This window comes from Neomelitea salexigens DSM 19753 (assembly GCF_000422345.1).
Lineage (GTDB): Bacteria > Pseudomonadota > Gammaproteobacteria > Pseudomonadales > Spongiibacteraceae > Spongiibacter > Spongiibacter marinus_A.
Genome location: NZ_AULP01000018.1, coordinates 1 through 15,539, shown reverse-complemented (window position 1 = coordinate 15,539; position 15,539 = coordinate 1). Strand labels below are relative to the sequence as shown.

Genomic DNA, 15,539 nt, shown 5'->3' with positions numbered 1-15,539 from the left:
CGCGTCAGCGCTGCAGTCAGAGTCGTTTTACCATGGTCAACGTGACCGATGGTGCCCACGTTGACGTGGGGCTTACTACGTTCAAATTTTTCCTTTGCCACGATTTTTTCCTCGTTCTAAAGTTTTGGCGAATCAGCCCATGTTTTTACTAATAATTTCGTCTGCGACATTCTTCGGCGCCTCGGAGTACTTCTCAAACTCCATGGTGAATGTCGCGCGACCCTGGGTCGCACTGCGCAGATCGGTTGCGTAGCCAAACATTTCTGCCAACGGCACTTCTGCGTTGACAACTTTTCCAGATACGCTTTCTTCCATGCCCAAGATAATGCCGCGACGGCGATTGAGATCACCCACCACGTCACCCATATTCTCTTCCGGCGTTACCACTTCAACCTTCATTACCGGCTCAAGCAATACGGCGCCACCGCTCTGCACCAGCTTTTTCGTCGCCATCGATGCCGCCACTTTAAACGCCATCTCATTGGAGTCGACATCGTGGAAGGAGCCGTCGTAGAGCGTAGCCTTAAGGCCCAATAGCGGATAGCCCGCCAGCACGCCGTTCTGCATCTGCTCTTCGATACCTTTTTGCACCGCTGGAATATACTCCTTCGGCACCACACCACCCACGATCTCATTCACAAACTCGAGACCTTCAGCGTTGGCATCATCACCGGGCTCAAAACGCACCCAGACGTGACCGTACTGACCGCGGCCACCGGACTGACGAACGAACTTGCCTTCAATTTCGCAGTTATTGCGAATGGCTTCACGGTAGGCCACCTGAGGCTTACCAATATTGGCCTCTACGCTGAATTCACGACGCATGCGATCAACAAGAATATCCAGATGCAGCTCACCCATACCCGAGATGATCGTCTGCCCTGTTTCCTCGTCTGTTTTAACCCGAAACGACGGGTCTTCTTGCGCAAGCTTACCTAGCGCGATACCCATCTTTTCTTGATCAGCCTTCGAGCGAGGCTCCACAGCCACGGAGATAACCGGCTCAGGAAACTCCATTCGCTCCAGAACGATCACGTTGCCCGGGTCGCAAAGCGTATCCCCGGTCGTCACATCCTTTAAGCCGATCGCGGCGGCGATATCGCCCGCCAGCACTTCTTTGATTTCCTGACGGTCGTTTGAGTGCATTTGCACCATCCGACCCACACGCTCTTTCTTACCCTTAACCGAGTTGAATACGGCCGTGCCACTTTCCAGCTTGCCAGAATAAACCCGGAAAAAGGTCAGCGTACCAACGAAGGGGTCAGTCGCGATCTTAAAGGCAAGCGCTGCAAACGGCGCATTGTCATCTGCCTCACGCGTTTCAACGGTTTCCGCTTTATCGTCAAGCGTACCCTCGATCGCCTTAACCTCTTCCGGCGAAGGCATGTACTCAATCACCGCATCCAGCACAGCCTGAACGCCTTTGTTTTTAAAGGCAGAGCCGCCAAATACCGGGATAATTTCATTCGCCAATGTGCGCGCCCGAATGCCCACTTTAATTTCTTCCTCGCTCAGCTCACCGCCTTCGAGGTATTTATCCATCAGCTCTTCGTTGGCTTCAGCAGCAGCCTCCACCATGTACTCACGCATTTCCGCACACTGATCTTGCAGGTCAGCGGGAATATCTTCGTAAGTAAAGGTCATACCCTGGTCTTCGGCGCTCCAGATGATCGCCTTCATTTTGACCAGATCAACAACCCCTTTAAAATCTTCTTCTGCACCGATAGTCATTTGCATCGGCACTGCATTGGCACCCAGGCGCTCGCGCAACTGACTGACAACACGTTCAAAATCAGCGCCGGCACGGTCCATCTTGTTGACGAACACCATGCGCGGCACTTCATATTTATTTGCCTGGCGCCACACGGTCTCAGTTTGAGGCTGAACACCGGAGGAGCCACACAGCACCACAACCGCGCCATCAAGGACGCGGAGTGAGCGCTCCACTTCAATGGTAAAGTCAACGTGCCCAGGGGTATCGATAATGTTGACGCGATGCTGGTCGAACTGCTGCTGCATGCCCGCCCAGAAACAGGTAGTCGCAGCCGAGGTAATGGTAATACCCCGCTCCTGCTCCTGCTCCATCCAGTCCATGGTGGCCGCGCCATCATGAACTTCGCCAATTTTATGAGACAACCCCGTGTAAAACAGGACACGCTCGGTAGTCGTCGTTTTACCGGCGTCTACGTGAGCGCAGATACCGATATTGCGGTATCTTGAAATAGGTGTTTTACGAGCCACGATGTACTCCCCAGATTGAAGCCAAATCCATCATTAGAAACGGAAGTGGGAGAACGCCTTGTTAGCTTCAGCCATACGATGCACGTCTTCACGCTTCTTAACTGCAGAGCCCTTGCCCTGAGATGCATCGATAATTTCACCAGCCAAACGCTGACGCATGGATTTCTCACCACGGCCCCGCGAGTAATCCACCAACCAACGCATTGCCAACGCTGTACGACGGCTAGGACGCACCTCTACCGGCACCTGATAGGTAGCACCACCCACACGGCGAGACTTAACCTCTACCATCGGCGCGATGTTCTCCAGCGCTTCGTCGAATACTTCGATGGGGTCTTTGCTTAAACGCTCCTGCACCAGGTCCAGAGCTCCATAGACAATGCGCTCTGCAACCGATTTTTTACCACTCACCATAACGTGGTTCATGAACTTGGCCAGGGTAAGGTTTCCGAATTTCGGATCTGGCAGGATCTCCCGCTTAGCGGCAACGCGTCTTCTTGGCATGATTACTACTCTCTCTTCAGGGTAATCCAGGCAACGATCGCTATTGCGATGACCTGGCCTTACTCAAATCTTTATAAAAACGTCCGATCAATTACGACTTAGGACGCTTGGTTCCGTACTTAGAACGACCTTGCTTACGGTCGTTAACACCTGATGTATCCAGGCTGCCGCGAACAGTGTGGTAACGCACACCCGGCAAATCCTTAACACGACCACCGCGAATCAGCACAACACTGTGCTCCTGCAGGTTGTGGCCTTCACCACCGATGTAAGATGAAACTTCGTAACCGTTAGTCAAACGTACACGACACACCTTACGAAGGGCCGAGTTCGGCTTCTTAGGTGTAGTGGTGTAAACACGAGTACAAACGCCACGACGCTGAGGGCAGGCCTGCAATGCAGGAACGTCACTCTTAGCAGTCTTGCGCTTTCTCGGCTGACGAACCAACTGGTTGATCGTTGCCATTGATAAGACTCCAAATACTAAAGGCCAGCACCTTATGTGCTGACCGACCGTACGCCGGCATCCGCCGACGATATAAAAAAAGCGGAGCGCGAATTCTAAAGACGCGCCCCGCTCCCGTCAAGTAGCCGGATTACTTAGCTTTGGTCGCTAAGCGCTTCCGACAATGCCGCTTCAACATCCTGAGCCGAGACTGAACTGGTCGCATCGTCTTTTTTCAGTTTGCGATCGCGATGGTAAGCCAAACCTGTTCCGGCTGGGATCAGACGGCCAACTACCACATTTTCTTTCAAACCACGCAGATAATCGCGCTTGCCAGTTACCGCTGCCTCGGTGAGTACACGGGTCGTCTCCTGGAATGATGCCGCAGAAATAAACGACTCTGTTGCCAAGGAGGCTTTGGTAATACCGAGCAATTCACGATCAAAGCTGGCAGGCACTTTGCCTTCCGCGACGAGGCGCTCGTTCTCTTCTGCAACGCGCACGTATTCAACCTGCTCGCCTTTAATGAACGATGAGTCGCCCGAGGTCATAATGTTGACCTTGCGCAGCATCTGGCGACTAATTACTTCGATGTGTTTATCGTTAATCTTAACGCCCTGAAGACGGTAAACGTCTTGGATCTCGTTAACGATATACTTCGCCAACTCTTCTACACCCTTCAGGCGCAGAATGTCGTGAGGGCTCAGCGGACCTTCCGAAACAATTTCACCTTTCTCAACTTGCTCACCCTCGAACACCGTCAGCTGACGCCACTTGGGAATCAGTACTTCGTAGTGATCGCTACCGTCAGCCAGCGGCTTGCCGTCAGCTGGGGTGATGATCAGGCGACGCTTGCCCTTAGTTTCTTTACCAAAGGACACGGTACCACTGATCTCTGCAAGAATCGCAGGCTCTTTTGGCTTACGCGCTTCGAATAGATCGGCAACCCGTGGCAGACCACCGGTGATGTCCCGCGTTTTCGAGCTCTCCTGCGGAATCTTGGCGATAACATCACCAACTTTCACTTCAGCGCCATTCTCAAGGCTGACGATCGCGTGATCAGTCAAGAAATAATGTGCCGGTACATTGGTGCCTGCCAAACACAGCTCTTCGCCATTGGCATCGACCAAGGTGACCGCCGGACGCATGTCTTTACCCGCTGCGGGGCGCTCAGACTGCTCCATCACGGCGATACTGCTCAGGCCAGTCAGCTCATCGGTTTGACGCTTAACGGTAATGCCTTCTTCCATGCCGGACATTTTCACGATACCCGCCACCTCAGTAATGATGGGGTGGGTGTGTGGGTCCCAGGTCGCCACGATATCGCCTGCGCTAACCTCTGAGCGGTCCGCAACTTTAATGATGGCGCCGTAGGGCAGCTTGTAGCGCTCGCGCTCACGACCGCTGCGATCGGTAATTGCCAGTTCACCGGAGCGGCTTACCGCAACCAAGTTGCCATCTTCGCGCTCAACGAATTTCAGGTTGTGCAGACGCGCTTTACCGTCCTGCTTAACTTGAATATTGTCGACAGCGGTTGCTCGCGATGCCGCACCACCAATGTGGAAGGTACGCATGGTCAGCTGGGTACCCGGCTCACCGATCGACTGCGCCGCAATAACACCGACTGACTCACCGCGGTTAACAAGGTGTCCGCGGGCCAGGTCACGGCCGTAACACATAGAGCAAACGCCGTGCTTGGTGTCACAGGTGATGGGCGAGCGAACTTCGATTTCATCGATACCCATCTCTTCAAGCTCGATAACGCCCTTCTCGTCGAGCATCACACCAGCTTCTACAGCAACGTCGTCTGTACCGGGCTTCAGCACGTCTTTGGCAACGATACGGCCAAGCACGCGGTCACCCAGGGTTTCGATAATGTCACCACCTTCAATAACAGGCGTCATCAACAGGCCGTGGTCGGTACCACAGTCGTCTTCAGTGATAACCAGATCCTGTGCGACATCCACCAAGCGGCGAGTCAGGTAACCGGAGTTCGCCGTTTTCAATGCGGTATCAGCAAGACCCTTACGCGCACCGTGAGTCGAGATGAAGTACTGCAGTACGTTCAGGCCTTCACGGAAGTTAGCGGTAATCGGCGTCTCGATGATCGAGCCATCTGGCTTAGCCATCAAACCCCGCATACCGGCCAACTGACGAATCTGCGCCGGCGAGCCCCGTGCACCAGAGTCGGCGTAGATATATACCGAGTTGAAGGAGTCTTGCTGCTCTTCTTCACCGTCGCGGTTAATGACGCTTTCTTTCGACAGGCCTTCCATCATCGACTTAGAAACCAAGTCGTTGGCGCGAGACCAAATGTCGATAACTTTGTTGTACTTCTCACCCTGAGTTACCAGACCTGAGGCGTACTGTTTTTCGATCTCAACGACTTCGGCGTCCGCGGCGGCAACAATTTTCGCCTTCTCTTCGGGGATCTCGAAGTCGTTAACACCAATTGAGCTACCCGAGCGAGTCGAGTATTCGAAACCGGTGTACATCAGTTGGTCGCCGAGAATTACCGTAGCTTTCAAGCCAACCTGGCGGTAACACTCATTCAACAGACGGGAGATCGCCTTTTTGGCCATCGCTTGGTTGACCAGCTCAAACGGCAGACCGTCGGGCACGATGCGCCACAACACGACACGACCCACGGTAGTGTCAATGATGCTGCGATTTTCGTGACGCTCACCGTTTTCGTCGAAGCTCACCTGCTTGATGCGGCACTTAATCCGCGCTTGCAGGTGCACCTTGCCACCGGCGTAGGCACGCTGCACTTCCTGCGGGCTTGAGAAAGCCATACCCTCACCAAGGGCGTTAACACGGTCGCGCGTCATCCAGTACAGACCCAAGACCACGTCCTGAGAAGGCACGATGATCGGCTCACCATTTGCAGGCGACAGGATGTTATTCGTCGACATCATCAGCGCGCGGGCTTCAAGCTGGGCTTCCAGTGTCAGCGGTACGTGTACCGCCATCTGGTCACCATCGAAGTCGGCGTTGTAAGCAGCACATACCAGTGGGTGGAGCTGGATCGCTTTACCTTCGATCAGCACGGGCTCGAAGGCCTGAATGCCCAAACGGTGAAGAGTAGGCGCCCGGTTCAGCAACACGGGGTGCTCGCGGATAACTTCAGCGAGAATATCCCAAACTTCCGGCGGCTCGCGCTCAACCATTTTCTTCGCGGCTTTGATCGTTGTCGCTAAACCACGCGCTTCCAACTTGCCAAAGATAAACGGCTTGAACAGCTCTAATGCCATCTTCTTGGGCAAACCACACTGGTGCAAACGCAGGGTGGGGCCAACCACGATAACGGAACGGCCAGAGTAGTCGACGCGCTTACCCAGCAGGTTCTGACGGAAACGACCCTGCTTACCTTTGATCATGTCAGCAAGCGATTTCAGCGGACGTTTGTTAGAACCGGTAATGGCGCGACCGCGGCGGCCGTTATCGAGCAGGGCATCAACAGACTCCTGCAGCATACGCTTTTCGTTGCGCACGATGATATCTGGCGCATTCAGGTCCAGCAGGCGCTTCAAACGGTTGTTACGGTTGATGACGCGGCGATACAGATCATTCAGATCAGAGGTCGCGAAACGGCCACCATCCAGCGGCACTAGGGGACGCAAGTCCGGTGGTAGAACAGGCAGAACCTGCAGGATCATCCACTCTGGCTTGTTGCCAGAATCTGCCAACGCTTCGATCAACTTCAAACGTTTAGACAGCTTTTTGATTTTTGTCTCGGAGTTCGTTGCGGGAATCTCTTCACGCAGACGCTCAATTTCCTCATGCATATCCAGCTCAATGAGCAAGTGCATGATCGCCTCGGCACCCATTTTTGCGGTGAAGTCATCACCGAACTCTTCCATGGCCTCGAAGTACTGCTCGTCACTAAGCAGCTGCCCCTTGTCCAAGGTAGTCATACCGGGGTCGGTAACAACGTAAGATTCGAAGTAGAGAATCCGCTCGATGTCACGCAGGGTCATGTCCAGCAACAAGCCGATGCGGCTTGGCAGTGACTTCAAGAACCAAATGTGGGCAACCGGGCTAGCCAGTTCAATGTGACCCATACGCTCGCGGCGCACTTTGGCCAGCGCCACTTCAACGCCACACTTCTCACAAATAACGCCGCGATGCTTCAGGCGCTTATATTTGCCGCACAGACACTCGTAATCTTTGACGGGGCCAAAGATTTTCGCGCAAAACAAGCCGTCGCGCTCAGGCTTAAAGGTACGGTAGTTAATAGTCTCTGGCTTTTTCACTTCGCCAAAAGACCAAGAGCGAATCAGCTCTGGCGACGCCAAACCAATACGAATTGAATCGAATTCGTCGGTTTGCTGTCCCTGCTTAAGTAAATTCAATAAGTCTTTCAAGGCCGTTCCTCCGCAAGGGTATTAAATAGGCGCCGCGCTAACCGGCGCCCCTTGCCAATCGTTGTTGATGCTTATTCCGTATCCAGCTCGATGTTGATACCGAGCGAGCGGATTTCTTTAACCAGTACATTGAAAGACTCGGGCATGCCCGGCTCCATGCGCTGGTCGCCATCAACGATGTTTTTGTACATCTTGGTGCGACCGTTAACGTCATCCGACTTAACAGTAAGCATCTCTTGTAGAGTGTAGGCAGCACCGTATGCTTCCAGTGCCCAGACCTCCATCTCCCCGAAACGCTGGCCACCGAACTGCGCTTTACCACCCAGCGGCTGCTGAGTAACAAGGCTGTAGGAACCGGTGGAACGGGCGTGCATTTTGTCATCAACCAAGTGGTTCAGCTTGAGCATGTACATGTAACCAACGGTTACCGGACGATCAAACTCCATACCGGTACGGCCATCGCACAGGCGCAGCTGACCGCTGTCTGGCAAGTCAGCCAGTGTCAGCAGATTCTTGATCTCGGCTTCATTCGCACCGTCAAAGACCTGCGTTGCCATCGGCACGCCGCCTTTCAGGTTCTTCGCCATCTCCATGATCTGCGCATCGCTAAAGCTGTCGAGGTCTTCAGTTCGACCCGCACCGTCATTGTAGACTTTGCCGAGGAATTCACGAACTTCAGCAACTTTGCGCTGTTCGCGCAGCATGGAGTCGATCTTATTACCCAAGCCCTTCGCTGCCAGGCCAAGGTGGGTTTCAAGGATCTGACCAACGTTCATCCGCGACGGTACACCCAGCGGGTTGAGAACGATATCAACGGGCTCACCGGTTTCGTCAAAGGGCATGTCCTCTACGGGCATGATGACCGAGATAACACCCTTGTTACCGTGACGACCCGCCATTTTGTCGCCAGGCTGAATACGGCGCTTGATAGCGAGGTACACTTTAACGATTTTCAGTACACCTGGAGCCAAGTCGTCGCCGGTCGTCAGCTTGCGCTTCTTGTCCTCAAAACGCTCTTCCAAGGTCTTGCGGTGCTCGCCAAGTTGTTTGTCGGCATCTTCCAAAGCAGCGTTGATTGACTCTTCAGCCAGGCGCAGCTTCAGCCAATCATCACTTTTCAGGCCGTCGAGTACGTCGCTGGTCAACTCGTCATTCTTTTTGAGACCTGGGCCGCTCAGGACTTTTTGGCCCTCAAGCAAGCTGCGCAAACGCGCGAAGGTCGCTTCTTCAACAATGCGGTATTCCTCGTTCAGGTCCTTGCGGAACTGGTCGAGCTGCATTTTTTCAATTTCAAGGGCGCGCTTATCTTTTTCCAGACCATCACGCGTGAAGACCTGAACATCGATAACGGTGCCTTTCGTGCTCGAGGGCACACGCAGCGACGTGTCTTTTACGTCGGATGCTTTCTCACCGAAAATCGCACGCAGCAGCTTTTCTTCTGGCGTCAGCTGGGTTTCGCCTTTCGGCGTAACTTTGCCCACCAAAATATCGCCAGGGCCTACTTCGGCGCCAATGTAAACGATGCCCGACTCATCCAAATTCGCCAGCGCACCTTCACCGACGTTGGGGATATCCGAAGAAATCTCTTCGGGGCCCAGCTTGGTGTCACGCGCAATACATGTCAGCTCTTGGATGTGAATCGTTGTGAAACGATCCTCTTTCACCACGCGCTCGGACACGAGGATAGAATCCTCGAAGTTGTAACCATTCCAGGGCATGAATGCGATGCGCATGTTCTGACCCAGAGCCAGCTCACCCAAGTCAACTGAGGGGCCATCTGCAAGAATATCACCTCGCACGACATCATCACCTTCGCGAACGATAGGACGCTGGTTGATGCAGGTGTTCTGGTTAGAACGGGTGTACTTAGTCAGGTTGTAGATATCAACCGGCGGCTGACCTGACTGCACTTCGTCGTTGTTAACACGTACAACGATGCGCGAAGAGTCCACGCTGTCGATAACACCGCCACGGCGGGCGACAACACAAACACCGGAGTCAGACGCGACATAGCGCTCAAAACCCGTACCGACCAACGGCTTGTCAGCCTTCAACGTCGGCACTGCCTGGCGCTGCATGTTCGAGCCCATCAATGCGCGGTTCGCATCATCGTGCTCCAGGAACGGAATCAACGACGCAGCAACCGAAACCACCTGCTTCGGAGATACATCCATGTAGGTAACTTTTTCCGGCGGCATAACGGTGAATTCGTTCATGTGACGAACCGCTACCATCTCATCGGTCAACTCACCTTTGTCGTTCATTGCTGCCGACGCCTGAGCGATAACCTGCTCAGCTTCGTTGATCGCAGACAAGTACTCGATTTCTTCACTGACTTTGCCGTCAAAAACCTTACGGTAGGGGCTTTCGAGGAAACCGTACTCGTTGGTTCGAGCGTAAGTTGCCAGCGAGTTAATCAAACCAATGTTTGGCCCTTCAGGCGTCTCGATAGGACATACCCGGCCGTAGTGCGTTGGGTGAACGTCGCGAACCTCAAAGCCTGCGCGCTCACGCGTCAGGCCACCGGGCCCAAGTGCCGATACACGACGCTTGTGAGTGATCTCAGACAAGGGGTTGTTTTGATCCATAAACTGAGACAGCTGCGACGAACCAAAAAACTCTTTCACGGCCGCTGCAACGGGCTTGGCATTGATCAGATCTTGGGGCATCAAGCCTTCGCTTTCAGCCATCGACAAGCGCTCTTTTACTGCACGCTCCACACGAACCAAGCCCACGCGGAATTGGTTCTCTGCCATTTCACCAACCGAACGGATACGGCGGTTACCCAGGTGATCGATATCGTCGACGACACCTTTACCGTTACGGATGTCAACGAGGGTTTTCAGTACAGCGACAATGTCGTCTTTATCCAGCGTGCCAGCGCCAGTGATTTCCTCGCGGCCCAAACGACGGTTGAACTTCATGCGACCGACAGCGGACAAGTCGTAACGCTCCGCAGAGAAGAACAAGTTCTGGAACAGGTTCTCAGCAGAGTCTTTGGTCGGCGGCTCACCGGGACGCATCATGCGGTAGATTTCTACCAGTGCTTCCAGCTCTGAATTGGTGGGGTCACTGCGCAGGGTATCGCTGATGAACGGACCACAGTCCAGCTCATTGGTGTACAGGGTTTCAATTTCAGAAACACCAGACTCCTGCAGCTTTTCAACCATTTCCAGTGTGATTTCGGCGTTACAGGGGTACAACACCTCACCGGTCTTGGTATCCACCACATCTTTCGCTAATGCGCGGCCTACCAAGTATTCAACAGGTACTTCCAGCTCTTTAAGCTTGGACTTTTCCAGCTGGCGAATATGACGCGCGGTGATACGGCGTCCAGTTTCAACAATAACTTCGCCATCTTTCCCGCAGATATCAAAGGTCGCAACCTCACCACGCAGACGCTCTGGAATCAGTGCGATGGTGAATTTGCCGTCTTTCGATACTTTAAATGTGTTGACGTCAAAGAACAGTTCGAGAATTTCTTCCGCGGTCATGCCCAAGGCGCGCAACAGGATAGTTGCCGGCAATTTACGGCGACGGTCGATGCGCACATACACCAGGTCTTTAGGGTCGAATTCGAAGTCCAACCACGAACCACGGTAAGGAATCACTCGCGCTGAGTAGAGCAATTTGCCCGAGGAGTGTGTTTTGCCACGGTCGTGGTCGAAGAACACGCCGGGAGAGCGGTGCAGCTGGGAAACGATAACCCGCTCGGTACCATTGATTACAAAGGTACCATTCTCCGTCATCAGGGGGATCTCCCCCATGTAGACTTCTTGCTCTTTAATGTCTTTGATGCTTTTGTTCGCTGAATCCTTGTCATAAATGATCAGCCGAACTTTAACGCGCAGCGGTACCGAGAAGGTTACCCCACGCAGCTGGCATTCATTCACATCGAATGCCGGCGCTCCCAGCACATAGTCAACGTATTCTAACGCCGCATTGCCGGAATAACTTACGATTGGGAAGATTGATTTAAAAGCAGCGTGCAAGCCGTGCTCGCCGCGCTCAGCAGCGGGAATACCCTGCTGTGTAAATTTCTTGTAAGAATCTAACTGAATCGCAAGAAGGTAAGGCACGTCCATAACGTGTGGCAATTTGCCAAAGTCCTTGCGAATACGTTTTTTCTCAGTGTACGAGTAAGCCATCAGTACTCCCCAGCATCATTACCTGACCCCTGCGCAACCGGCGCTGGCATCGTTTGCGCGGTGGTCAAGCCACCGCTGACCAGAGCAATTGCCCCGGCCTAATGTCTCAAACAGCAAAAGGCCGGCGGGATAAACCCACCAGCCTCGCTTGAGCTCGACCTGTAAACAGGCCTATCAGCAACTTACTTAAGCTCGACAGATGCGCCAGCTTCTTCCAGTGCTTTTTGTGCTTCAGCAGCGTCGTCTTTAGAAACGCCTTCTTTAACAGTTGATGGCGCACCATCAACCATTTCTTTCGCTTCTTTCAGGCCCAGGCCTGTGATAGCGCGGACAGCTTTGATGACGTTAACTTTCTTGTCACCAGCGCCAGTCAGAACTACGTCAAACTCAGTCTGCTCAGCGGCAGCAGCGCCCGCTTCAGCAGCTGCTGCAGGAGCAGCGGCAACGGCAGCAGCGGCAGTTACGCCAAACTTCTCTTCCATTGCTTCGATGAGTTCAACCACTTCCATAACGCTCATTTCAGCGATTGCATTGAGGATATCGTCTTTAGACAGAGCCATGTTCAACTCCCTACTGTATCAAATTGTGAAAAAATTAATCGTTAACTAAGCTGCGATTAAGCAGCTTCTTTCTGATCGCGAACTGCAGCCAATGTACGTACCAGCTTTCCTGGGACTTCGTTCATCGTCTGTACCAGCTTGGTCGCCGGCGCCAACATCACACTCATCAACATAGACAGAGCCTGATCGCGCGTCGGCAGTTTCGCCAATACATCCAACTGTTCCGAACCCATTAGCTGGCCACTAACCGCCAGTGCTTTCACTTCAAAGTTTTCGTTTTCTTTAGCGAAATCTTTGAAAATGCGCGCCGCAGCACCGGGATCTTCCATCGAGAACGCCAACAGAGAGGGGCCTTTGAAGGCCTCTTCTGCACACTCGAATTCTGTTCCCTTCAACGCGATTTTCGCCAGAGTGTTGCGCACTACACGCAAATCAACCTGGGAATCCCGCGCCTGCTTACGGAGCTCAGTCATATCGGCCACTGAACACCCACGGGCGTCAGCAATGACCAATGACAGTGCACTCGCGGCAGTCTCGTTAACATCAGCAACTATCGCTTTCTTGTCTTCGAGTCTTAATGCCACTTGGATAACTCCTGGATTTGTCAGTTACTTACCGTAGACAGAAGACCAAGGCCCGCTGCCGTTCATGTGGTGAACAAATCCAATCCACCATCTGCGTAGGCCGGTGCCGGTAACGCTGCATGCAGCACACCTATTAAGAGCCTTAATGCCTTTCGACACCTCAGCTCACCTACGGTCTTTGATGGTCTTTGTCTTTTGACACAGTAGGTCGGTTGTCAAAGACCACAAAGTCTTGCCGGCATTTAGCGCCAGCGCCGGACCAAAGTCCGAATTCTTTAATTACTTACTTCGCTACAGACAGGCTGCTCTGGTCAATAACCAGACCGGGGCCCATTGTCGACGACAGCGTAATCTTCTTCAGGTAAACACCTTTTGCAGATGCAGGCTTGGCTTTCTTAAGATCAGCCAGCAATGCTTCCAGGTTTTCCTGAAGCGCAGATGCCTCAAACTTGATGCTGCCGATAGCGCCGTGAACGATGCCATTTTTGTCAGTGCGATAGCGAACCTGACCCGCTTTCGCGTTTTTAACGGCAGTTTCCACATCAGGTGTTACCGTACCGGTCTTGGGGTTAGGCATCAGACCACGGGGACCCAGAACCTGGCCCAGCTGACCAACTACGCGCATTGCATCAGGTGATGCGACGACAACGTCGAAGTCCATCATGCCGCCTTTAACCTGCTCGGCAAGCTCTTCCATACCAACAAAGTCAGCGCCAGCAGCTTTTGCTTTTTCAGCGTTTTCACCCTGAGTAAACACGGCAACGCGAACGTCTTTACCAGTACCGTTTGGCAGCGTAGTTGCGCCGCGAACCGCTTGGTCTGATTTACGCGCATCAACACCCAGGTTGATTGCAACGTCAACAGCCTCACTGAATTTAACGCTAGACACTTCTTTCAGCAGCGAAACCGCTTCTTCGATGCCGTATTGCTTGCCAGCAACGACTTTTTCACGGATTGCCTTTTGGCGTTTGCTCAACTTAGCCATTTACACACCCTCCACTTCGATACCGGCAGCACGTGCACTTCCGGCGATGGTGCGCACAGCGGCATCCATATCTGCCGCAGTAAGGTCTGGCATCTTCATTGTTGCAATTTCTTCCAGCTGGGCACGGTTAACCTTGCCAACTTTTTTCGTGTTCGGGGTGCCTGAACCACTTTTCACGCCCGCCGCTTTCTTCAGCAAGAATGATGCTGGCGGAGTCTTAGTTGTGAAAGTGAAGCTGCGGTCAGCGTACACAGTAATAACAACAGGAATCGGCATACCGTTTTCCATGCTCTGAGTTTGAGCATTGAACGCCTTACAAAATTCCATGATGTTAACGCCGTGCTGACCCAGCGCAGGACCAACCGGGGGACTTGGGTTAGCGCCGCCTGCGGGCACTTGAAGCTTGATATAAGCCTGGACTTTCTTAGCCATTGTTTTCTCCTTTTGGGTATTAACGCCTCGAGGCCTTGCGACCTGTCAACGGCTCCCCGTTACTTTCAAAACCTGCGCAATAGGCAGGTTGTGCTTAGGTCTTTTCTACTTGGCCGAAATCCAATTCGACAGGCGTAGAACGACCGAAAATCAGTACCGCCACATGCAGACGGTTTTTCTCGTAATTCACCTCTTCAACAACCCCATTAAAGTCGTTAAAGGGGCCATCAATAACTCGAACCATTTCGCCTGGCTCGAACAAGGTTTTGGGCTTAGGTTTATCACCACTTTCTACGCGCTGCAGGATTGCATCTGCTTCTTTCCGCGTAATTGGTGCAGGCTTATCTGCCTTACCGCCTATAAAGCCCATAACACGAGGTGTTTCTTTCACCAAGTGCCATGTGTCGTCATCCAGCTCCATTTCAATCAAAACGTAACCGGGGAAGAACTTGCGCTCGCTCTTGCGCTTTTGACCGCCGCGCATTTCAACCACTTCTTCGGTGGGAACCAGCACTTCACCAAAACGGTCTTCAAAGCCCGACAGCTCAATACGCTCTTTCAGCGCAGACGCCACCTTTTTTTCATAGCCGGAATAGGCGTGAACTACATACCAACGTTTAGCCATAATCTAGCCCTCAGCCTATTACCATCGAGGCAAGCCAACCGAGCAGGGTATCAAGCCCCCACAAAATCAGCGCCGCCACAATCACAAACGCAACAACGATCAATGTCGTCTGCGTACCTTCTTGGCGGGTTGGCCAAACAACTTTGCGAATCTCGTTGCGAGCGCCTTTCAGCAGGTCAAAAAACGCTGCTCCACGGCTGGTTTGCGCAGCGACAAAGCCGGCAACAACTGCCAGCACTAGCAACGCGATTACGCGATACAGCAATGACTCTTCGGAGAAGTACATATTGCCGCCAACACCTGCGGCAACCAGCAGGGTGACAACTACCCACTTCAAGCCATCAAGGCGACTTTCGTCTTCTGCCTTCGCTACCATCTTGTGACCGTATCCTTTTTGCTAAGCGCAAAACACCACTTCGCATGCGCGAAGCGGTGTCAGCGTAAGTGGCAGGCCAGGAGGGACTCGAACCCCCAACAGCCGGTTTTGGAGACCGGTGCTCTACCAATTGAACTACTGGCCTACAAACGCCGACCCAAGGTCGGCATTTACTCTTTACTCTACGATTTTCGCTACCACGCCGGCGCCAACAGTACGGCCACCTTCACGGATTGCAAAACGCAGACCTTCTTCCATCGCGATAGGCGCAA

The 15,539-nt window shown here is 53.1% G+C and carries 13 protein-coding genes and 1 tRNA gene; all 14 read right to left on the bottom strand.

Annotation, left to right across the window (positions count from 1 at the left end; genetic code table 11):
- On the bottom strand, positions 1-101 hold a 101-nt coding region (locus tag H573_RS19430), incomplete at its 3' end, for a GTP-binding protein (protein ID WP_036257037.1).
- Positions 102-132: 31 nt separating this feature from the next.
- Complete coding sequence (gene fusA, locus H573_RS0115535) at positions 133-2,241, bottom strand: elongation factor G (RefSeq protein WP_027875076.1); 2,109 nt, start codon at positions 2,239-2,241, stop codon at positions 133-135.
- Between the two features lie 33 nt (positions 2,242-2,274).
- Positions 2,275-2,745 carry a 30S ribosomal protein S7 gene (gene rpsG / locus H573_RS0115530; RefSeq protein ID WP_027875075.1) on the bottom strand — a complete coding sequence of 157 codons (471 nt, stop codon included), beginning with the start codon at positions 2,743-2,745 and terminating at the stop codon, positions 2,275-2,277.
- Between the two features lie 91 nt (positions 2,746-2,836).
- Positions 2,837-3,211, bottom strand: a complete 375-nt coding sequence (gene rpsL, locus H573_RS0115525) for a 30S ribosomal protein S12 (RefSeq protein WP_027875074.1) — start codon at positions 3,209-3,211, stop codon at positions 2,837-2,839.
- Between the two features lie 134 nt (positions 3,212-3,345).
- Entirely contained in the window at positions 3,346-7,557 is a 4,212-nt protein-coding gene (gene rpoC, locus H573_RS0115520) for a DNA-directed RNA polymerase subunit beta' (RefSeq protein WP_027875073.1), read from the bottom strand.
- Between the two features lie 71 nt (positions 7,558-7,628).
- Entirely contained in the window at positions 7,629-11,705 is a 4,077-nt protein-coding gene (gene rpoB, locus H573_RS0115515; protein WP_027875072.1) for a DNA-directed RNA polymerase subunit beta, read from the bottom strand.
- A gap of 182 nt (positions 11,706-11,887) precedes the next feature.
- A complete protein-coding gene (gene rplL / locus H573_RS0115510; protein ID WP_027875071.1) occupies positions 11,888-12,265 on the bottom strand; it encodes a 50S ribosomal protein L7/L12 in 378 nt (125 codons plus the stop codon).
- A gap of 56 nt (positions 12,266-12,321) precedes the next feature.
- A complete protein-coding gene (gene rplJ, locus H573_RS0115505; protein WP_027875070.1) occupies positions 12,322-12,849 on the bottom strand; it encodes a 50S ribosomal protein L10 in 528 nt (175 codons plus the stop codon).
- A gap of 283 nt (positions 12,850-13,132) precedes the next feature.
- Entirely contained in the window at positions 13,133-13,834 is a 702-nt protein-coding gene (rplA, locus tag H573_RS0115500) for a 50S ribosomal protein L1 (protein ID WP_027875069.1), read from the bottom strand.
- Entirely contained in the window at positions 13,835-14,266 is a 432-nt protein-coding gene (rplK, locus tag H573_RS0115495; RefSeq protein WP_027875068.1) for a 50S ribosomal protein L11, read from the bottom strand.
- A gap of 94 nt (positions 14,267-14,360) precedes the next feature.
- Entirely contained in the window at positions 14,361-14,891 is a 531-nt protein-coding gene (nusG, locus tag H573_RS0115490; RefSeq protein WP_027875067.1) for a transcription termination/antitermination protein NusG, read from the bottom strand.
- A gap of 10 nt (positions 14,892-14,901) precedes the next feature.
- A complete protein-coding gene (gene secE, locus H573_RS0115485; RefSeq protein ID WP_027875066.1) occupies positions 14,902-15,267 on the bottom strand; it encodes a preprotein translocase subunit SecE in 366 nt (121 codons plus the stop codon).
- A gap of 69 nt (positions 15,268-15,336) precedes the next feature.
- A tRNA-Trp gene (locus H573_RS0115480) sits at positions 15,337-15,412 on the bottom strand.
- 32 nt (positions 15,413-15,444) lie between these two features.
- Positions 15,445-15,539 (bottom strand): EF-Tu C-terminal domain-related protein (locus H573_RS19425; protein WP_022960710.1); only part of this gene is annotated, 95 nt, incomplete at its 5' end.